The organism is Moorena sp. SIO3A2, assembly GCF_010672265.1.
Lineage (GTDB): Bacteria > Cyanobacteriota > Cyanobacteriia > Cyanobacteriales > Coleofasciculaceae > Moorena > Moorena producens.
On the sequence record NZ_JAAHHC010000013.1, the window covers coordinates 69,899 to 89,698 of the forward strand.

General features: G+C 44.3%; 18 protein-coding genes. 11 read left to right on the forward strand and 7 right to left on the reverse strand.

What is annotated here, in order from left to right:
• The first annotated feature begins 112 nt into the window (after positions 1 to 112).
• From F6K64_RS16730 to F6K64_RS16740, 3 genes are all read left to right on the forward strand, one after another.
• Complete coding sequence (locus F6K64_RS16730) at positions 113 to 247, forward strand: hypothetical protein (protein WP_267872064.1); 135 nt, start codon at positions 113 to 115, stop codon at positions 245 to 247.
• 165 nt (positions 248 to 412) lie between these two features.
• Positions 413 to 1,195, forward strand: coding sequence for a 3-methyl-2-oxobutanoate hydroxymethyltransferase (gene panB / locus F6K64_RS16735; protein WP_008186926.1), 783 nt, complete (start codon positions 413 to 415; stop codon positions 1,193 to 1,195).
• Between the two features lie 30 nt (positions 1,196 to 1,225).
• Positions 1,226 to 2,959, forward strand: coding sequence for a glycoside hydrolase family 9 protein (locus tag F6K64_RS16740; protein WP_287265870.1), 1,734 nt, complete (start codon positions 1,226 to 1,228; stop codon positions 2,957 to 2,959).
• 65 nt (positions 2,960 to 3,024) lie between these two features.
• On the opposite strand, the gene fusA is transcribed toward F6K64_RS16740, so the two are convergent.
• Positions 3,025 to 5,112 (reverse strand): elongation factor G, encoded by a 2,088-nt coding sequence (fusA, locus tag F6K64_RS16745; RefSeq protein WP_008186928.1) that lies wholly within the window; start codon positions 5,110 to 5,112, stop codon positions 3,025 to 3,027.
• 397 nt (positions 5,113 to 5,509) lie between these two features.
• The gene (locus tag F6K64_RS16750) at positions 5,510 to 5,803 is read right to left on the reverse strand and encodes a hypothetical protein (RefSeq protein WP_008186930.1); all 294 of its coding nucleotides are present in this window, start codon (positions 5,801 to 5,803) and stop codon (positions 5,510 to 5,512) included.
• Here F6K64_RS16750 and F6K64_RS16755 point away from each other — a divergent pair.
• Positions 5,792 to 5,974 carry a hypothetical protein gene (locus F6K64_RS16755; RefSeq protein WP_075873658.1) on the forward strand — a complete coding sequence of 61 codons (183 nt, stop codon included), beginning with the start codon at positions 5,792 to 5,794 and terminating at the stop codon, positions 5,972 to 5,974. The genes F6K64_RS16750 and F6K64_RS16755 overlap by 12 nt on opposite strands.
• Before the next feature lie 334 nt (positions 5,975 to 6,308).
• On the opposite strand, the gene F6K64_RS16760 is transcribed toward F6K64_RS16755, so the two are convergent.
• A complete protein-coding gene (locus tag F6K64_RS16760; protein ID WP_502708041.1) occupies positions 6,309 to 7,373 on the reverse strand; it encodes an ABC transporter permease in 1,065 nt (354 codons plus the stop codon).
• Between F6K64_RS16760 and F6K64_RS16765 the strand changes: the two genes are divergently transcribed.
• Positions 7,345 to 7,557, forward strand: coding sequence for a hypothetical protein (locus F6K64_RS16765; protein ID WP_008183240.1), 213 nt, complete (start codon positions 7,345 to 7,347; stop codon positions 7,555 to 7,557). The genes F6K64_RS16760 and F6K64_RS16765 overlap by 29 nt on opposite strands.
• Before the next feature lie 157 nt (positions 7,558 to 7,714).
• On the opposite strand, the gene F6K64_RS16770 is transcribed toward F6K64_RS16765, so the two are convergent.
• Positions 7,715 to 8,233: an adenine phosphoribosyltransferase gene (locus F6K64_RS16770; protein WP_008186938.1), complete on the reverse strand. Its 519-nt coding sequence runs from the start codon at positions 8,231 to 8,233 to the stop codon at positions 7,715 to 7,717.
• Between the two features lie 175 nt (positions 8,234 to 8,408).
• Here F6K64_RS16770 and F6K64_RS16775 point away from each other — a divergent pair, with 175 nt between their 5' ends.
• Entirely contained in the window at positions 8,409 to 9,014 is a 606-nt protein-coding gene (locus tag F6K64_RS16775) for a DUF3038 domain-containing protein (protein WP_008186940.1), read from the forward strand.
• Between the two features lie 180 nt (positions 9,015 to 9,194).
• Positions 9,195 to 10,613, forward strand: coding sequence for a DUF4335 domain-containing protein (locus F6K64_RS16780; protein WP_287265872.1), 1,419 nt, complete (start codon positions 9,195 to 9,197; stop codon positions 10,611 to 10,613).
• Positions 10,614 to 11,046: 433 nt separating this feature from the next.
• Here F6K64_RS16780 and F6K64_RS16785 read toward each other — a convergent pair whose 3' ends face one another.
• Positions 11,047 to 11,805: a class I SAM-dependent methyltransferase gene (locus F6K64_RS16785; protein WP_287265873.1), complete on the reverse strand. Its 759-nt coding sequence runs from the start codon at positions 11,803 to 11,805 to the stop codon at positions 11,047 to 11,049.
• A 516-nt stretch (positions 11,806 to 12,321) separates the two neighbouring features.
• On the reverse strand, positions 12,322 to 13,314 hold the full coding sequence (locus tag F6K64_RS16790) for a ribose-phosphate pyrophosphokinase (RefSeq protein WP_008186946.1): 993 nt from the start codon (positions 13,312 to 13,314) through the stop codon (positions 12,322 to 12,324).
• Between the two features lie 924 nt (positions 13,315 to 14,238).
• Here F6K64_RS16790 and F6K64_RS16795 point away from each other — a divergent pair.
• Genes F6K64_RS16795 through F6K64_RS16805 form a run of 3 tightly spaced genes read left to right on the forward strand, consistent with a single transcriptional unit; the run spans position 14,239 to position 18,280 of the window.
• On the forward strand, positions 14,239 to 16,158 hold the full coding sequence (locus F6K64_RS16795; RefSeq protein ID WP_008186949.1) for a serine/threonine-protein kinase: 1,920 nt from the start codon (positions 14,239 to 14,241) through the stop codon (positions 16,156 to 16,158).
• Positions 16,159 to 16,165: 7 nt separating this feature from the next.
• Entirely contained in the window at positions 16,166 to 16,837 is a 672-nt protein-coding gene (bioD, locus tag F6K64_RS16800; RefSeq protein ID WP_287265875.1) for a dethiobiotin synthase, read from the forward strand.
• A gap of 45 nt (positions 16,838 to 16,882) precedes the next feature.
• Positions 16,883 to 18,280 carry an MlaD family protein gene (locus F6K64_RS16805; protein ID WP_008186953.1) on the forward strand — a complete coding sequence of 466 codons (1,398 nt, stop codon included), beginning with the start codon at positions 16,883 to 16,885 and terminating at the stop codon, positions 18,278 to 18,280.
• Between the two features lie 233 nt (positions 18,281 to 18,513).
• Here F6K64_RS16805 and F6K64_RS16810 read toward each other — a convergent pair whose 3' ends face one another.
• On the reverse strand, positions 18,514 to 18,822 hold the full coding sequence (locus F6K64_RS16810) for a DUF3288 family protein (RefSeq protein WP_008186955.1): 309 nt from the start codon (positions 18,820 to 18,822) through the stop codon (positions 18,514 to 18,516).
• Positions 18,823 to 19,223: 401 nt separating this feature from the next.
• On the opposite strand from F6K64_RS16810, the gene F6K64_RS16815 reads away from it, so the two are divergent.
• Positions 19,224 to 19,712: a two-partner secretion domain-containing protein gene (locus F6K64_RS16815; protein ID WP_353814403.1), complete on the forward strand. Its 489-nt coding sequence runs from the start codon at positions 19,224 to 19,226 to the stop codon at positions 19,710 to 19,712.
• Positions 19,713 to 19,800 lie beyond the last annotated feature (88 nt).

Genomic DNA, 19,800 nt, shown 5'->3' on the forward strand with positions numbered 1-19,800 from the left:
TGATCGAGGAAGCTTCATTTTTAGTATTCCCTACTCAAGCAGTATTCTTCAACCTTCTTGATTACCGTAATTAACCCATATAGTATTAATAGGTCATAAATCAGTTGCACAGATGAGATGTAAGTATTCAGTGGTCAGCCGTCAGCCGTCAGCCGTCAGTGGTCAGCCGTCAGTGGTCAGCTTATTTTATTCAAAAACTGTTCGGTGTAGCTTGGCCACAGGCCTTTGGGTGAGAGCTGAGAGCTGAGAGCTGAGAGCTGATAGCTGAGAGCTGAGAGCTGATAGCTAACGATCACATTACACTGAAGTCAGTAGTTCACGCTTCTTTACAAAGATTTCCATAGTTCGGTTTACTTTTTTTATAAGCATCTTTGAGAATTATTAATCGGATTGACCGAAACTATTATTGGTTATGGCAGTTACTATCAAGCAGTTGAATCAATGGAAACAACAGGAGCGCCAGATTATGGTCCTGACCGCTGCAGATTATGCGATCGCTCAGCTGTTGGATGAAGCGGGAGTAGACATAATCATGGTCGGGGATTCTCTAGCAATGGTTACGCTGGGTTACTCCACAACGCTGCCAGTGACCCTTGAGGACATGATTCACCATGCCAAAGCGGTGTGTCGGGGTGTTAAACGGGCATTAGTGGTTTGTGATTTGCCGTTTTTGAGTTATCAGGAAAGTCCTCAGCAGGCAATCCACTCTGCCGGTCGAGTGTTGAAGGAAACTGGGGCAGTGGCAGTGAAGTTGGAGGGAGGATATCCTGCCATGGCTGAAACGGTGGGGAGGCTTAGCGCTGTGGGAATTCCGGTGATGGGTCATGTAGGTTTAACACCGCAGTCTATTCATCGGCTGGGTTTACGGCAACAAGGAAAAACACCGGAAACTGGGGAGCGGATTTTGCAGGATGCGATCGCATTGGAGCAAGCTGGTGCCTTTGCTATCGTTTTAGAGCATATTCCAAGCGATTTGGCAATGTCAATTACACAAAAATTAACTATTCCCACCATTGGCATTGGAGCCGGACCACACTGTGATGGCCAGGTGTTAGTGACAGCGGATTTACTAGGGCTTTCCGAGCACCAGCCACCCTTTGCTAAGTCTTATGTGAATTTGCGCCAGGTAATAACCCAAGCCGTGCAGGAGTTTACTACAGAGGTTCGTTCTGGAAAATTTCCAAAAGACCCATAATCAAGATATCATGGAAGTAAAAGCTTGACGATGAAAATAGATAGAAGATTTTTTATCGGCTGGATTAGTGCGATCGCTTATGGATTTTTTTCCAAGCTTAATGCTCAACCCTATAATCCAGCAGCTAGAGGAAAAATTGTTATCAATCAAATAGGTTATTACCCAACTGGGCCTAAGTTGGCGTTCTTAATCAATTCCCCCAATTCGGAAAACAAGCAGGTTGAACTTGTTGATTTAATCACTCACAAAACGGTTTTTGTGACCAACCTGGGAAACTCTGTAAAGGATAAAGCCAGTAATGATAAAATTACGGTTATTGATTTTACTAAATACGATAAATCAGGTAGCTATTACCTCAAATACGGCTATAGTCAGTCTTATCCGTTTGGCATTGGTAAGGAAATTTATAAGGATACCTTTACAAAGCTACTCCGGTCCTACTATTTGCAACGGTGCGGTGTTGCTGTAAATGATTCAGTATCTGGAGTCAAACATCCCCCCTGCCATCTCAAAGATGGGATTATTGCCCACAACGATGAGATTAATAAAGCTGGAGACTTCAAATCTGCCCAAGGTGGCTGGCATGATGCTGGGGATTTTGGTAAATATGTTGCGCCAATGACAGTCACCATCGGACGCTTGTTAAGCTTGTACGAGCAATATCCTAAATTATTTAGGGACAACCAATTAACTATACCAGAAAGCGGCAATGGTAGACCTGACCTACTCGATGAGGTCAAAGTAGGATTAGATTGGCTGCTGAAGATGCAGCGAGAGGATGGTGCTGTCTACCGCAAGCTGTCAGGAAAAAAATGGCCAGGGGAAATTCTACCCAATCAAGATACTCAGCCACGGTACACTTTTGGAATCTCGACACCTGAGACTGGCAAGTTTGCAGCAGTAATGGCAATGGCTGCTAGAGTTTATAGTCCCTTTGACAAGCAACAGGCTCAAACCTACTTACAAGCAGCTCAGAAAGCCTGGGGGTTTCTCCGAAAACAGCGATCTATGAAGGTGGATTGGCAAGAAGGAGATGACACCGGTTCAGGTAAGTATCTTTTTGGAGAGTGGGATCAGCAAGAATCCTTAAAAACAGATCAAGATGACCGCTTCTGGGCAGCCGTAGAACTGTTTATTACTACAGGGGATACTAGCTACGAGAAATACTTAGCTAAAACTATCACGGCCTTTGACTATGGTGAGTTTGGTTGGAAAGATCCGTCTCCTCTAGCAATGGTTAACTATTTGGTGCAGAAACAAAGGAAAGGGTCAGACAAACTGAAATTAGAAATAACAGCTAGGCTGATGCGAAGGGCGGATACTCTGATGGAAAAGATTAACCGTAGTGGCTACCGTTTAACTATTGATAAATTCCATTGGGCATCTAATCATAAGATAGCTGAGGAAGGAATTACTCTACTCTATGCCTACCGCATCACTGGCAATCGAGGCTACTACAAGGCAGCTGTTGAGCAGTTAGATTATTTACTGGGGCGCAATCATTTTAATCTTTGTTTTATTACCCGTGTTGGTAGCAACTCGGTGCGTCATGTTCATCACCGGATTTCCCGAGCTAAAGGAATTGTCATCCCTGGTCTGATGGTAGGGGGTCCTAATACTGATGCCCAGGATGGGATTGCGCCTAAAGGCTTGGGAATGTTGAGTTATGTAGATGATGAGCGGTCTTGGGCTACTAATGAATATGCTATTGATTACAATGCTTCGGTAATTGCCTTGATGGGGATGGTGATGGCACAGACTTAATCATTGATCACACGATGTTCCTGGCCAGTCTAAAACCAGCCAGGAACTCTACTTAAATCAAAAGATTATTTAGCAGCTTCCTCACGTTCCTTCACTTCCTTAATTACCTCTTCTGCCACATTACTTGGGCAAGGGGCGTAGTGGGAGAACTCCATCGAGAACTGACCACGACCAGATGTCATAGTACGCAGGTCACCAATATAGCCAAACATCTCGCTCAACGGTGCATCTGCCTTAATGCGAGCACCAGTAAGAGTTTTCTCCTGAGACTTAATCATCCCACGGCGGCGATTGAGGTCACCAATTACATCCCCCATGTAATCTTCTGGTGTGAATACATCCACTTTCATAATTGGCTCTAACAATTGAGGTGAAGCCTTACCAAAGGATTGCCGATAAGCCGACTTGGCCGCAATTTCAAAGGCAATAGCCGATGAGTCTACGGGGTGGTAGGCACCATCAGTCAAGGTAACCTTGAAGTCCACACAAGGGAATCCAGCCAACAGACCCTTTTGAATGCTATTCTCAAAGCCCTTTTGCACAGCAGGCCAAAATTCCCTGGGGACATTACCACCAGTCACCTTGGACTCAAACTGGAAGCCAGTACCGGGTTCACCAGGCTCGATAACGTAATCGATTTTACCATATTGACCAGAACCACCGGACTGCTTCTTGTGGGTATAGCTGTCTTCGATGCGCTTGGTAATGGACTCACGATATGCAACCTGGGGCTTACCTACATCCACCTCAACGCCATGAGTCCGTTTCAGGATATCAACCTTAATGTCTAGGTGCAGCTCACCCATGCCCTTAATGATAGTTTCGCCACTTTCCTGGTCAGTTTCAACGTGGAAAGATGGGTCTTCCTGAATCATCTTGCTCAGGGCAATGCCCATTTTCTCAGAGGAACCTTTTTTCTTAGGTGCGATCGCAATGGAAATCACCGGGTCTGGGAAGACCATCGGCTCCAGAGTAGCAGGATTTTTCGGGTCACAGAGGGTATGCCCAGTCTGGACATTTTTCATCCCAACGATGGCCACAATATCACCGGCCTGGGCAGAGTTAATTTCTTCCCTAGAATCGGCATGCATCTCTACCAAACGACCAATACGCTCAGTTTTACCGGTGAAGGTATTAAGTACTGTGTCACCCTTAGATAAGGTTCCTGAGTAGATACGGGTAAAGGTCAGAGCGCCAAAGCGGTCATCCATGATCTTAAATGCCAAGGCACGCAAAGGTTTTTCTGGGTCAACATAGGCAAGTGTACCGGTTTCGTTACCTTCTAGATCGATTTCTGGCTGGGGTTTGACTTCAGTGGGATTCGGCAGGTAGTCAACTACAGCATCGAGTACCAACTGCACTCCCTTATTCTTGAAGGATGAACCGCAGTAGGTAGGGAAGAAAGCCAGCTCACGAGTTCCCTTGCGAATGCAACGCTTAAGGCTTTCGAGATCTGGTTCTTCCCCTTCTAGATACTGTTCCATCACCTCGTCATCCTGCTCCACAGCCATTTCAATTAACTGCTCGCGGTAGGTTTCCACATCATCAACCATGTTGGCGGGAACGTCTTGAATCTCATAGTTCATCGGATCCCCAGAGTCATCCCATACCCATGCCTTACGGGTTAGCAAATCCACTACACCCACAAAATCGTTCTCAGTTCCGATCGGCAGTACCATTACCAGAGGCTTAGCACCAAGTACATCTTCTACCTGCTTAACAACTCGGTAGAAATCAGCCCCCAGACGGTCAAGTTTGTTTACGTAGATAATCCGAGCAACTTTTGAGTCATTGGCATAGCGCCAGTTAGTTTCTGACTGGGGTTCTACACCACCTGAGCCACAGAAAACACCAACGCCACCATCGAGAACCTTGAGGGAACGATAAACCTCAATGGTAAAGTCTACGTGACCTGGGGTATCAATAATGTTGAGTTGGTGGTCTTTCCAGAAACAACTGGTGGCGGCAGACTGAATAGTAATACCGCGCTCTTGTTCCTGTTCCATAAAGTCCGTTGTAGCTGCACCTTCGTGAACCTCACCAATTTTGTGGATTTTCCCGGTAAGTTTTAGTATCCTCTCTGTTGTAGTTGTCTTGCCTGCGTCCACATGAGCAAAGATACCTATATTTCGATAAGCAGTGAGGTCTTTCATAGTTACTCCTTATATTTACTCCTTAATAAAATTTAAACAAAATCTATGCATATTAACAATATGCCCAGCAGCGGTGTGATGGTTGTCGTGATGGACAAGCAAGAGGAAATATCAATTCCGTGAATAACCAGTCCTCGCAATCATTGCCTGCTCAAAAAAATCAATCAGGGAACGACGGTTAGTAGGAGTATCAATTATCCCCAGTCAAGCCAGAGAGCTTGGGAAAATGCGGTAAGCTATCAGCTATCAGCTATCAGCTTTTGAATAAAACAAGTAAGCATTGGTTTAATCTCTGTTACGTCAGCTGACGGCTGACGGCTGACGGCTGAATGCTTACAAAATGCGATCGCTATTTTTTGGACTAGTTGAATAGTCTGGTTGTGTCACCTAATAGCCCTTATTTGTAAGAAAAAAACTCAATTTGAGGTACCAATGGGTCTTGAACAACACCCACACCAACAAACCCCCACCGTTCCAGCAAATTTTTCAACTGACTACCAGAAACCGACTCTACAGAAAATTGGTCAGCTAAATCAGCACCGTGGGTATTGAGATAACTCAGGGCATCAAAGTGTTCGCGAAACATCAACAGATATCCAGCTCCAGCCTCTGGGCTACCAGCTTTCGGTTGGGCAACCAGATAACGACCGTTCCTTCTAGAAAGAATTACATAATGAATTTGGGTAAACATCTTGAAAATATTCCTGAGGCGCGTCTTTACAGCAAGGCAGCTATGCTGAAGGCAGCTATGCTGAAGGCAGGATGGACAATCGTTTCAGGTTTTTTTCCTGATTTAATAAAAGGTTTTATTTTATTTAGGGGCGTTGCACATTTGTGGGATGATACCATTTTTTGCACATAACTGAAAGTGGCTTATAGTCTACAGTTCAAACTTCAGTAAATAGGTACATCATCCCGTTATTCTGCAACGCCTATTTAGGTTGTTAACAAAAATTGACGTCAAAAGTACATTTAGGACAGTAAGTATTCAGCAGTCAGCGGTCAGCGGTCAGGTTATTTTATTCAAAAACTGTCGCACCTCAAGTAGCGTGGCACAGACTTCGACGCTGTGAAGCATAGGCTTTTGGCTGATGGCTGATGGCTGATGGCTGATGGCTGATGGCTGATGGCTGATTGCTGATTGCTGATGTCTGATTGCTGATGGCTGATGGCTGATTGCTGATTGCTTACATTCTCTATTTCAAATCTTCTAGACGAATTCGAGGATCAACTACTTTTAGAAGCAAGTCTGCTAACAAATTCCCCAAAATCAGCATTGTAGCCCCCATCATCAAGCTTCCCATTACCAGATAGAGGTCTTGAGCAGTTACCGCCTGTAAAATCAAACGACCTAAACCTGGCCAGTTGAAGAAAATTTCAGCAATAAATGAGCCACTGAGTAGAGAAGCAAACTCAAAGCCAAGGATGGTAATTAGAGGATTAATAGCATTGCGCAAAGCATGGACATAGATAACTCGATTTTCTGGCAGTCCCTTAGCACGAGCTGTCTGAATATAGTCTTGCCGTAGCACATCCAGCAATTCACCCCTAGTAATTCGTTGTAGACCTGCAAAACTAGTAATGGATAGAGCTATTGTTGGCAAAATCATATGCCAGCCAATATCCAAAACCTTACCAATGGGGGATAAATCATCATGATTGATACTGGTCATACTACCGACAGGAACTAAGGGGGAAAGATTCTGGGCGAGTATGAGCAGCAACAGAGCAGTGATTAGGCTGGGGAAACCCTGACCTGTGTAGCTAATGACTTGTAGGAATCGGTCAGTGGTGCGATTCTGATTAACAGCAGCCAGGATACCAAGAGGAATTGCGATCGTCCAAGTAATAAAGATTGAGGCTACGGCTAAGAGTAAGGTTGCTGGTATCCGTTCTAATAACAAAGACGACACCGGACGGAAGTAAGCGAAACTGGTACCAAAGTCAAACTTGGTTACAACTCGTACTAGCCAACGCCAATACTGAATAATTGCTGGCTGATCTAAACCAAATTGCTCCTTGAGTTCCTCGATTCGTTCCGGGGAAATTTTGGGATTTTGCCTGAGGGTATCCAGAAAATCTCCTGGTGCAAACTGAATAATGGCAAAACTTAGAGCAGATGCCAACAGCAAGGTCAAAAGACCTTGCAACAGTCGCTTTACCACGTACAGAAAGGTCTCACTGGTGACCAGAAGTTTTAGTCTATGCCAAGCCCCATCAAACCGATTGATAATGCTAGAATCTCTAGTAGAAGAAGTCAATCGCTTCGCTCCAATTCAAAATTATCAATTAAAAATTCAAAATTATCCCATACCTGAATTCAGGGGGTTGTTTCCGGTGGAAACAATTGCCAATTATAAAGCTAGTCATTTTGTAAGCATTCAGCCGTCAGCCGTCAGCCGTCAGCCGTCAGCCGTTGGCCTATGGCTGATAGCTGATAGCTGATAGCTGATAGCTGATAGCTGATAGCTGATAGCTGATAGCTGATAGCTGATAGCTGAATGCTTACGTCATTTTGAATTCAAAAATTGTCATTCCTTGAAAGTCCTTTATTAATTGGAAACTTTCTTTTGACCAATGACTAATAACTAATAACTAATAACTAATAGTCAACCAGGGTTATAACTGGTACATCAGGCAGTTGCTGACGTCCACCTAAATCCCGTAATTCGATGATAAAGCCAAGAGCTACCACTTGACCGCCTGCTTGTTCTACCAGGTTGACTGTAGCTGCTGCTGTTCCTCCAGTAGCAATTAAATCATCGATAATCACAACCTGGGAGTTAGGTGTGAAAGCATCTTGATGGACTTCCAACTTGTCTGTGCCGTATTCTAGGTCATACTCAGCCGAGTATACCGCTGCTGGTAGTTTACCCGGTTTGCGCACTGGGACAAACCCAGCCCCGAGTTGGTAAGCTATAGGTGGTCCAAATATAAAACCACGAGACTCCATACCCACGACATAATCAGCCCTTACTCCTGCTTCCTGAAATTTTTGAGCTAAGGTATCGATAGTGTAGCGTAGTCCTTCTGGATTGCTCAGGAGGGTAGTGATATCCCGAAATACAATCCCTGGTTTGGGAAAGTCAGGGATATCGCGAATCAGAGATTTTAAATCCATCAGTAGGTGAACTTAGTTATCAATGGGGTTTGACTCAAACTATAGCTTGCCATTCCCTTTCTGTAAAAGCGTACACTAGAAAGCTGAACCTTGTGTGATTCCTTGGAACAAATCTATTCAAAAGGTTTTCGCTGTAGGATAAGCGCTATTAGAGTGAATCTTTCGACGGACCGTAATGCTGACCAATAGTCCTGCTTCCCAGTCAAAGCCAATAATTTTAGATAGCCTACCTGATTTCAGGATTCCAGCTCAGGGCTGTCCACCACGAACTCGGCTGCATATTGACCTAATTTTACTAGCCATTGAAGCTCTCGAACTGGGAGGTTCTGAGGCGATGCTATTGGCGGCTAGAGAGCTGGAACTTCAGGACATTATTAAAAATCGTGTTGTCCTGTGGCGTATGCGCTCTACCAATCCCTGGCGGCGCTCTTACACACGACGTCCTCTAACTCCAGAGGAAGCTAAGGCTTTAGTGGTGATTGCTAGTCATATGGCACGGCGAATGACGGTTCTGATTAGGCAGTTGTTGACGGCTTATCAACAACTACTGGAAAAGCAGGTGCCTCTAGAACAACATTTTCGCTTATCTAAGTATTTGGAAAGGTTCCAGGCTCATTTTCGCAGCCGGATGAATCCCCGTCGCTCTAAAGTGGCTGCCTATAACTCTCAAGAAAAGTTGAATGAACTCGCAATTTCTCTATTGAGTCAGCTTCTGTTCTGTACAGGCACTTCTGGAAGGCAAAGATTATGGACTAGTCTGTTTGATGGGGAATTGCCTTGAATGTTGGCGTTTCTGACTATAGCCATGCCATCAAGTATCAAGTATAGTCAGCTGATTGACAAATTACCCATTATCAATTATCAATTATCCATTATCGATTACCCATTATCCATTACCAATTACCCATTCCCTCAATGCTAGTCTAAGAGGTTGAAGGGGATTTTTCAGCAGGAACAGCCGATGACAATTCGACGCCAGTACAGTCTTCCCAACTGTACCCTAATCCTGGAGGGTTGGAGTAATAGTACCACAGGGGATGGGTTACAGCCAGATGCCCGACCATTGCTGACAACTCTAAGTAATGCGGAATGCTATGTAGGGGCTATGGACAAACCCCTCAGCGGTGGGCGGGATTTTTTTGAGGACTTGGTAAATAGTGTAAGCCGCTATGCTCAGGAATTTTTGTCTAAAGTGCCTCACCCCCAACCCCATGCTGAGAAACCAGCTAAGGTGCATCTGCAGAAAGTCGAGGACAAGAATTTGCATCGACTGATACTGCTAAATACTGCTGAGTCAGGAGCAATGACTAACTCAGGCAAACCTCTCCATGTAGATTTGAACACAGTGCAGTTGTTTGACTTGGTGGAGGCGATTGACCAGTTTTTGGCTGATGGACGAACCCTACCAGATATTAGTGTTTCGTTGCAGCCTGTTTCTAAGCACTATCGCCAAGCTGAAAAACCAGTAACCGAGCGTACTGGACCTGCTGCACTGGGAATGGCAAGTTTGGCTCTAGCTGCGATCGCATTTTTCTTTGTACCGATTCCAGAAGTACGGGAACCCGAACCTTCCCGAACAGGGGAAAATACTAATGAAACCACCACCCCAACTGGGGAGAGTGACCCTCAGGCAACACCAACACCAACACCAAAGGGAACACCACTCTCCATCGACGAGCTAGAAAAAGTGCTCACAACTGCACCAGAAATTACTGATCCCACAGAGTTGCGCTATATACAAAGAAGCCTGCAAAAGCGAATTTTTCGAGCTTGGGGGAACCGGCAACAGTTTGCTGGGAATTTAAAATACCAGGTTAGTGTTGGCAGAGATGGTGCGATTTTAGGCTACAAACCCGTTAATGGCACACCCTTGGATGGGGCAGAGCAAACCCCCCTGCCTGAATTGCTCTACACCAAGACTACAGACAATATTGCTACCCAAGAACCTATTGCTCAGTTCCAGGTGTTATTTAAACCAGGGGAAAACGAAGGGATTCTCGAAATCAGTCCTTGGGATGGTTATATGGGTAAGATTACCCTAGGTCCAGAAATTACTGACATCGCTGTCATTAATGATTTGAAAGACAAAGTGTCTCAGCCAATTCGTGACAGTTGGAATAAAACCTCCAGCTATCCTCAAGATTTAACTTATCGAGTAGCTGTGACTGAAGAGGGTATCATTGCTGATTATGAAGCAATTGATAAAGAGTCTTGGGATTACTCCCAAGAAACTCCTTTAGAACGCCTAATGAAGCCAGCAGCAGCTGGAATTGGTAGCGAAGGGACTGGGTTAGTACCCCAGAAGCCCCTTGCTCATTTCCGAGTAGTCTTTAAAAATAATGGCGAGTTAGACGTTAGTCCCTACAGGAGCAACGAATAATTTACTGTGGCAAATTGAACAAAATCTCTCCCTAACCCCACCTATAATAGGTAGGGTTAGGGAGACCAAACAAAAAACACTACCTTTTCTTATTCTTTTGGCAATTCTAGATTAATGATATTGGTGTTAAGCTATATTAATAGAATATATAGCGTTTGGAGCTCGATTGTAAACACACGAATTACCAAAAAATGCCAAAGGAATCTCCCCTAAACCCTGGCTCGGAAGGGGGGCAGGTAAAAGCCAAGAGGGGAAAGAGCTCCTCAGTTTTATTGCCAAAAAAAAGACCATACAGGTTTACATCTCAAATACAAACGCACTTAGCTGATAGCTGATAGCTTTAGTTTTTATAGTTTTTCGGGTTTCGGTTTTAAGCTCATGCCGTCAGAATAGCGTATTTCAAGATTTTTTCAACCGGCCCTCACCTGAATTATTACCCTTTTTTCAATTCGTTTTTCCGAAAAATGCAGAATTTTTGCGTCCGCTCTTGCCCAACCAAGGAAAACCCTGCGGTTTCGAACAAGCTAAGATACTCTGTTTCATCGAAAAATATTAATCGCATTTGTTGTTGAGAAAGGATCTTGCCATTTGCTGAAAATGTATAAGTCTTCTGTAATGATTGTTCTCCAAAGTCGGTTTTTTGCGTATACACGATTCCATCTTTGATTGGCATTTCAGAATTGGTATGATCCCCTTGAATCGACATACATAAAATACCATCCTTATCTAAAATATCATACAGTTTGTTCAGGGATTTCATCTGCACATCTTTGTTAGGGCAATAACTATACAGCCGATATTGTTGTTCTTGCTCTCTGTAGGAGAAACAGAAAACTCCCCCAGTCGAAATAACAGCCTCAAAAGTCTCGCTGGTTTCATAATCTTCAATACTTGCACATACGAGCCTCACCGAATTATCCTTGAGTCTTTTTTCTGCTTGTGTAAGCATCGCAGGCGAGAAATCAATACCTGTAATATTATAATTCTCCAATAACAACATCTGCTCCGTTAATAAGCCGCTTCCCACCCCCATATCCAGAATTTTTCTTCTTTCACCCAAAATTTTCTGCAATGATGTGGCATAACCCTTATGGTCATAATAGCCAGATGTCATCAAGTTATCATAATACTTGGCGAGTTCTGTGTATGTATTGTCCACAGACACCAAATCAGAAGATTCTTGTTTTCCCATAAAAATCATGCCTCTTTGAATTTATATATAATAATATCATTTAGGTGGGGATAAATAAACCTTAAAACTCATAATCAAAAAATAAACCTGAAAGCTTTTATTCAAGGGGTTTTCACGATTTGAATCTCAATTCATAACACCTGAAAACCGTTTATAATCACCCCCTTAGTGGGCAGGTATGTCAATGGGTTAAAAGGGAGGTGGGGTGCTGGGGAGAGTTTTTTTTAGGTTAAAAATACCTAAGGTGCGCTTGATCCATTAAGAATTAAATTCGCCACGGTTCCCATTTTTATTAATAAAAATTACCCCACGGTGCGCGTTCAGCACCGCTATCTCCCTATCTCCCGTTTCTCTCCACCTCCTATCCAAACGAATAATTTTTAGTGGCCAATTTAATCTTGGCTGATACCCAGTTGCGTTATTGGTTGACTGTTAACCATTGCTTGTATCTAGTCAACACTCAACACTCAATACAACTTTTTAAAATTAAAATCCCCCCGGGAGCAGGGGGGATTTTCAACGAAACATACTGCTGACAGAAGAGTCTTCATGAATACGCCAGATGGTTTCACCCAATAAGTTAGCCACTGAAAGCACTGTCAACTGTGGAAACTGTTTCGCTTCCGGAAGTGGAATAGTATTGGTAACAATTACTTCTTCAAACACCCCACTAGAGAGGCGCTCTACAGATGGTGGCGAAAACACGGCATGGGTTGCACAAGCGTAGACTTGACGAGCACCCTCTTGACGCAGTACTTTGGCCGCTTCACAAATCGTGCCAGCAGTGTCAATCATATCATCCACCAACACCGCAGTTTTACCCTTCACATCCCCAATCACATTCATGACTTGAGCGATATTGTGAGCTTGCCTGCGCTTGTCGATAATGGCAAGGGGGGCATCATATAGCTTTTTGGCAAACGCTCTGGCTCTAGCCACACCACCAACGTCCGGCGAAACTACTACCAGATCGGTTAGTTCCTTAGAAGCCAGGTATTGTCGTAATACTGGTAAACCGTAGACATGGTCGCAGGGGATATCGAAATAACCTTGAATTTGAGCGGAGTGCAAATCCATTGCCAAAATCCGATTAGCACCAGCTTCAGTAATCAGGTTAGCCACCAGTTTCGCTGTAATGGACTCACGCCCCGCCGTTTTACGGTCTGCTCGAGCATAACCATAGTAAGGAATCACAGCAGTAACTTGCCGTGCTGAGGCTCGACGGCAAGCATCGATCATAATGAGTAACTCCATCAGGTAATCATTCACCGGATAGCAAGTCGGTTGAATCAGGTAAACATCACACCCCCTGATGGATTCTTGAATTTGGACATAGAGCTCCCCATCAGCAAATCGTTTCCGTACCATCGGTCCCAAGTCGATGCCTAGATAGCGTGCCACTTCCTGAGAAAGGGAAACATTTGCCGAACCAGAAAATAGTCTTAAACGATTGTTATCGGCTATCTGGGGCAGAATAGGTTGAAGCTCTAAAGTAACTGAACTGCTCACAGCAAACCCTCGAAGCTTATTTCAACGCGATCTTAACATTCTAAGAATATCCTTTTTATAATAATTTTTATAATTATTTATTTAAATTTGATTAATATTTTATTAATTTTTATAGCATTTAACTCATACAGTACTTTCCGCAAGACACAATATATTGCAATCCGATCTGATTCGTGAAAGAAATGGGCTGCTTTAAGGCAGGAGGCAGGAGGCAGGAGGCAGGAGGCAGGAGGCAGGAGGCAGGAGGCAGATGGCAGAATGTAAGGGAAAAGGATCGAGTTTTTAAAAATTTCAGTGATTTTACAAATGATTTAGGATTGCTATATAGTGTAGTGTGATCAAACTAAGGTCATAAATCAAGAATTTTTTTTAAGTTTCTTAGTCAAATCCGAAAATAAACTATTGTCCCTAATTTGATGTTCAACTGTACATCTATTCAATTAAGGTAGTTATTTGAGATAATTCCACAGGAAAATAAGATAGCAATGAACATGTCGTGATGTTATAATAAACCAGAAAAACCTATATAAGCAGGTGCACAAAATTAATTGCACATTTACCGAAAATCAAAGCCATGCAATGTAAGGGTTACAGAGATCCAGAGTAGGTAATTAATTTTGTTTAGGTGCTTAGCAGTTGTGATATTGATTAACTACACAGGATTTTTTCCCTATTCCCTATTTCCTATTCCAAATTCCCTACAGGACTTACGCAATAACTATACTTGTAGGGTATAGCTTCTGACTCTACACCATAAGCGGGTTTGGAGTCCAGTCTTGGGTAAGCGCTGATTTATATGCTTATCAACTGTTACTCAAAGGAACAGTTGGAATCCATCGGTGGAGTTCCAAAGCAACCGAAATAAGTCTAAACTTCAAGAATACTCCTCCTGCCTCATTGTCCGTAACAACTGATCTACCACCGATGGAACCACCGATTGCCTCTGGAACTATTCTGCAAAATCGCTACCATCTGCTCCGTGTCCTTGACCAAGGAGAATTCAATCGGACTTACCTGGTAGAGGATCAAGGGCGTTTCAATGAACCTTGTGCCCTCAAAGAATTTATTCCCCCTCAGACAGAAACTAATAATTTAGATAAGTCAAGGCAACTGTTTCAACAAGAAGCAGGTATCCTGTATAAAATTGAACACCCCCAAATTCCTCAGTTCCGAGCTACCTTTGAAGAGCAAGGACGGCTGTTTCTGGTGCGAGACTACGTAGAGGGAAAAACCTATGGTGAACTACTAGAACAACGGAAAGCCCTTCAGAATCAAAGTGAACCTCTATCTTCTAATCCCGATGGGGAAGTCCAATCACCCCCAATGGCTAGCCCGACCAAGTTGGGAGTCGTATCAGAAACGGAAGTGCGTCAGCTATTGCAGCAATCTTTGCCAGTTTTGGACTACATCCACAGCCAAGGGATTATTCACCGAGATATCATACCGGATAACATTATCATGCGGGAGACGGACAGTATACCGGTGTTGATTAATTTGGGTGTGGTACAGGAACTGGCAACTCGTCTTCAATTGCCCGATACTCCCACACCAACAACTAGTATTGGCAAAAGCGGTTACGCTCCCAGGGAGCAAATTCAGACCGGTCAGGTGTATCCAAGTAGTGACCTATATTCCCTAGCAGTGACTGCGATAGTGCTACTGACTGGGAAAGAACCAGAAGAACTGGTGGATAATACTAATCTGACTTGGAACTGGCGTCCCTGGGCTAGGGTTAGCGATGAGTTAGCTGAGATATTAAATCGGATGCTTAGTTATCAAGCAAGCGATCGCTACCAATCCGCTAGAGAAGTCTTGTATGCCTTTCAAGCTTCTGGGTTAACTCCCCAACTTCCAAAACCCAAGCCAATACCCGGCACGACAGTGGCATCAGCTCAAGGTGGAACACCCAGGGAGGCTAGAGGTGGAGAACCGAGTGAACCGGTGATGTCTCAAGCCACGGGTCGCTCTATCTGGAATAGTCCTTGGCCGCTGCTTGGGATAGCTACAGGACTAGCAGTGCTGGCAGGAATAGGCTCTTGGGTGTGGGTGAGCAATTTTAATCAGCAGGACACTGGCAAATCTCCAAGTCCTAAGGTGTCAGTGAGTCCTAGTCCTAGTCCTAGTCCGACTCCCACTCCGAGCCCTAGCGCTAGTCCAACCCCTAGCGCTAGTCCAACCCCGAGTAAACCTCAAATCTACAGTCAGCGTCTAGAGCTTTCTGCTGGTAAAACCCTTTCAAAATCCAGGAATTTAAAGGCTAATCACACTATTAACTACATTATCCAGGGTAAACAATACCAAACCCTGAAGACATATCTCAGTGACGAAGGGGTCTTGATGACAGTGCTTGGCCCGGACGGAAAACCAGTGGACAATCGAGCTAAACGGGTACGGCAATGGGAAGGGAAATTTCCTTTCACTGGCAACTACACGATTCAACTAAGTCCAGTTAAGGGTCTACCGAATAGCGATTATCAGCTAGGATTAAGGTTAACAGAAGCACCGAAGCCGAAACCTAAACCTAAACCAACTGCTGATTATAACATAGAAAGGGTCAATTTATTGCAGGGAAGCAAGGGTTTGCAGCTACTGGGTCGCACTAGCCCCCAGAAGATTCAGCGCTACTTGGTGAAGGCTAAACAGGGTAAGCAATTGAAGCTAGAGGTGATTGAAAGTGATGTGGCTTTAACTATCCGCTATCCCAATGGGAAGTTAGTGGAACAGGCTTCAGGGGTGCAAAGGTGGCAAGGTCAGCTGCCTAGTTCTGGTGAGTATATAGTAGATGTAATTGCTAAACAGGAAAGAAAGTTTGCTTTAGATATTAGCCTTTCAGACTTAAAGTGAGTCAATCTTGAACGTATTACTAATTACTGGCACCAATACAGGCATCGGCAAAACGGTTTTGACTTCTGTGATCGCTGCTTATTGGCAGACTTACCGTCCTCAAGAGAGTCTGGGGATATTCAAGCCGATTCAAACCGGAATTGGCGATCGCGAAATTTACCAGCAACTATTTGACTTGGCTCAAACCCTGGAGGAGATCACACCCGTGGAGTTTAAAACCCCTGCAGCACCACCAGTTGCTGCAGATCTAGAAGGAAGACAGGTTGACCTCGAAAAGGTCTGGCAAGGCTTCAATACTCTGCGCAGTCAGCGGGATGTGGTCTTGGTGGAAGCTTTGGGAGGACTAGGTTCACCGGTGACTCATGAACTGATTGTGGCAGATTTGGCAAGGGATTGGCGATTGCCAACGGTATTGGTTGCGCCGATAGAATTAGGAGCGATCGCACAAGTGGTTGCTAATGTTGCCCTGGCACGCTCATCACGAGTTGACCTCAAAGGCATTGTCCTCAATTGCGTCCAACCTCGTACCTCCGAAGAAATAACTCAGTTGGCTCCGATTAGGTTAATCGAGACTCTAACCAATGTTAAGGTTTTGGGGATTTTACCTCATCTATCTGACCCAATGGACTACTCGAAACTTGCTCAAGTGGGTTCCAATTTGGATGTCAGTGGTTGGTGAGGCATGATGGTAAATGTGAGGGGAAAGGGTAAAAAAGGTTAAACTATGCGATCGCGGACGATTCGAGAAGGCTCCGTTGGCTTATTAATAGTAGCAGGACTTGCTGTTTTCGGTGGACTTGTTGTATGGATTAGTGGCATTAGCTTAGGTCGAAAGAGCTATAAATTCATTGTCAATTTTGGGAACGCTGCTGGGATGCAAGTGGGGGCATCGGTCAGCTATCGCGGTGTCCAAGTTGGGAGAATCACTAAGATTGAACCCGGTACTAATGGGGTCAATGTCACCGTTGAAATTGATGACCCTGGATTGTTAATCCCCCGCAAAGTCCAGGTTGAAGCTAATCAATCGGGTTTAATTGGTGCTACCAATGTGGATATCATGCCCCTAGGACAATTACCTGCAACTGCTCAAAGTCTTACACCCTTCGGAGCACAATGTAATTCTGCCCTAGTTATTTGTGAAGAAGATCAGATTAATGGTGATGTGGGTTCCACCTTTGCTGACCTTCTACGGAACGGAAATCGCATTGCTGAACTCTTCGGTGATCCAGCCTTTTTTGACAAAATCAATAGCCTTGCGGAAAATGCCTCCAATGCAGCTAGAGACGTTTCAGAACTTAGCAAAGAGATGACCCAGTTGTCCCGCATCGTGCGGCAAGAGGTAGCAGGCTTGTCCAACGCAACGAATGCTGTGACCAGTGCGGCCAATCAAACATCTAGTCTAATCGGGTTGGCAACCAGTAGCATTTCTAGTACCTCCGAGCAATACAGCCAAACGGCAAGGGAACTCAATCAGTTGATCACCTCTGCCAATCAACTATTGGTCAGCAATCGGGGAAATTTGGTCACCACCTTGGATAGCATCTCTCAGGCCAGTGAAGATCTGCGTATACTGACCAGCAACTTAACCGTTACCGCGAATCGGGTTAACTCAGCGGTTTATCAAACGGATGTATCACAAATGCTGCGGAACTTAGAAAACCTATCAGCTAATGCTGCCCAAGCATCTGCTAACTTACGTAATGTTTCCAATACTCTCAACAGTCCCACTAATTTACTGGTATTGCAACAAACCCTCGACTCAGCACGAGTTACCTTTGAAAATGCCCAAAAGATTACCGCTGACCTAGATGATCTGACTGGGGATCCAGCGTTTCGCCGCAATGTCAAGGATTTAGTTAATGGACTCAGCGGCTTAGTGTCTTCTACCGAGCAGCTGCAACAGCAGGCTCTGATATCTCAACAACTGGAAGCTCTCAATACTGCTATAGATACAGCTTCGTCTAATGAGCTGGCTAAAACTCCTCCCATCCCTAAGTCCCCCCCTAAGATCGATCTACCTAAGATAGATCCAATAGCTCCCGCTGATCAGAACCTTAAACCGAATCAAGAAAAACAGATCTTTAAGCTTTTACCCCCAGCCCCTAGGAAATCGGTTAAATGAAATTAATCTAGTAAAGGGAGCAGGGAGCAGGGAGCAGGGAACAGTGGTAAGAGGCCGTATTCAGTAAATTTTGTTAGTTGAAGAGCCTAATTTTGTTTTTACAGTAAGCTTTCTGAGTTTTTTAACTGGAAATTTATCATAAAAGGTACTGAAAAACCAACATGATTTTTTCCCACTCCCTACTCCCTACTCCCTACTCCCTACTCCCTATTCCCGACTTCAGCAAAGAAGTCTTAAGTCCAGTCATCCTGGCTCCCACAACTGTTGTCTCGTCTATACGCGAGACCGGCTTGATGAATCTGAAGGGTTTTCTCAAAAAGCTGTTGTTCTGTCAGTTGCCATCGCTGAAGCAATAAATCCAAGTCTCTTTGAATGGCCCTAGCACCGGGAAAGCTGTCATAGCGAATCCGCAGTCGGGCTAATTCCGCCAAGTTGTATTCATTGGGTTGTTGTTGTAAAAGACGGTTAACTATTTCGCGATCGCGTTTTTCCTGAGGATGTTGCTGGTCTTGATTTCCTACCATCTCAGTCAAGGCTTCCATGCTTGCTTGAACATCAATCACTACTTATACCAAAGGGAACAGGTAACAGGTAACAGGGAATCGGGAATCGGGAATCGGGAATCGGGAATCGGGGTAAGAGTGTGGGGAGATAGGGGACAGGTAATACTGATATTTTGCACTATTTACAATTACTTAAAAATAGTATATCTAATGCTTAAAGATAATAAGTTATAGTTTTTTTAAACATTAGATATACTTGGTTGTTTTTTGAAAAAATAGCACTACGCATTAAGGTGTTTGACATTCCTAAACTCCGAAACTTAGTCATACCTGACTTGTGACTTGTGACTTCTGACTTGCGCGTAGCACTATAAACAGATGTTACTCTGACCAACAGTGCCGGGAACTCTAAGACTGAGAGTAATCGGCCAGACAATTCCATGAAATGCGTAAGCTTCCCCTTTGCCCACAAAGCTCATCCGATATCTAGCTCCGACTACAGGACTAATCTCCTCACAGAAAGGCTACCCAAAGATACCATTTCACTAATGCAAATAGGCTTAGTGGGATTGCTCGAAGTTAGTAGTCTATGTTTATTACTCGCCTCACCCACCCTTGCTCAAATTACCCCAGATAGTACCTTGGGGAATGAAAATTCTCAAGTTACTCCCAATCAGACTATCCGTGGTGCAGCAGCGGATTTAATCGAAGGGGGAGCGATTCGAGATAGTAACTTATTCCACAGTTTTCTGGAATTTAATGTAGGTAATGGTCAGCGAGTGTATTTTGCTAATCCCGATGGCATTACCAATATTTTGACTCGTGTCACCGGTAGCACCCTCTCTCAAATTCTCGGGACCTTGGGAGTAAACGGTAGCGCTAATTTATTTGGGTGTGGCTCTTTTGGAAAGACGTTTGGTCAGGTTTAGAGAGGTATCGGAAGAGTAGGAGGAGCAGTAATAGAGCAACGAGCTTGAATTAGTCGTTTCATCAAAGGAAGGCCATCTTTGTACAAAG

What these genes read in the sequence shown, in the direction of transcription:
- F6K64_RS16795 (WP_008186949.1), top strand. Translation starts at nt 14,239, where the DNA reads ATGGAACCACCGATTGCCTCTGGAACTATTCTGCAAAATCGCTACCAT.
- F6K64_RS16750 (WP_008186930.1), bottom strand. Translation starts at nt 5,803, where the DNA reads ATGTTTACCCAAATTCATTATGTAATTCTTTCTAGAAGGAACGGTCGT.
- F6K64_RS16740 (WP_287265870.1), top strand. Translation starts at nt 1,226, where the DNA reads ATGAAAATAGATAGAAGATTTTTTATCGGCTGGATTAGTGCGATCGCT.
- F6K64_RS16770 (WP_008186938.1), bottom strand. Translation starts at nt 8,233, where the DNA reads ATGGATTTAAAATCTCTGATTCGCGATATCCCTGACTTTCCCAAACCA.
- F6K64_RS16780 (WP_287265872.1), top strand. Translation starts at nt 9,195, where the DNA reads ATGACAATTCGACGCCAGTACAGTCTTCCCAACTGTACCCTAATCCTG.
- F6K64_RS16775 (WP_008186940.1), top strand. Translation starts at nt 8,409, where the DNA reads ATGCTGACCAATAGTCCTGCTTCCCAGTCAAAGCCAATAATTTTAGAT.
- F6K64_RS16730 (WP_267872064.1), top strand. Translation starts at nt 113, where the DNA reads ATGAGATGTAAGTATTCAGTGGTCAGCCGTCAGCCGTCAGCCGTCAGT.
- fusA (WP_008186928.1), bottom strand. Translation starts at nt 5,112, where the DNA reads ATGAAAGACCTCACTGCTTATCGAAATATAGGTATCTTTGCTCATGTG.
- F6K64_RS16805 (WP_008186953.1), top strand. Translation starts at nt 16,883, where the DNA reads ATGCGATCGCGGACGATTCGAGAAGGCTCCGTTGGCTTATTAATAGTA.
- panB (WP_008186926.1), top strand. Translation starts at nt 413, where the DNA reads ATGGCAGTTACTATCAAGCAGTTGAATCAATGGAAACAACAGGAGCGC.
- F6K64_RS16815 (WP_353814403.1), top strand. Translation starts at nt 19,224, where the DNA reads ATGAAATGCGTAAGCTTCCCCTTTGCCCACAAAGCTCATCCGATATCT.
- F6K64_RS16785 (WP_287265873.1), bottom strand. Translation starts at nt 11,805, where the DNA reads ATGGGAAAACAAGAATCTTCTGATTTGGTGTCTGTGGACAATACATAC.
- F6K64_RS16810 (WP_008186955.1), bottom strand. Translation starts at nt 18,822, where the DNA reads ATGGAAGCCTTGACTGAGATGGTAGGAAATCAAGACCAGCAACATCCT.
- F6K64_RS16765 (WP_008183240.1), top strand. Translation starts at nt 7,345, where the DNA reads ATGCTAGAATCTCTAGTAGAAGAAGTCAATCGCTTCGCTCCAATTCAA.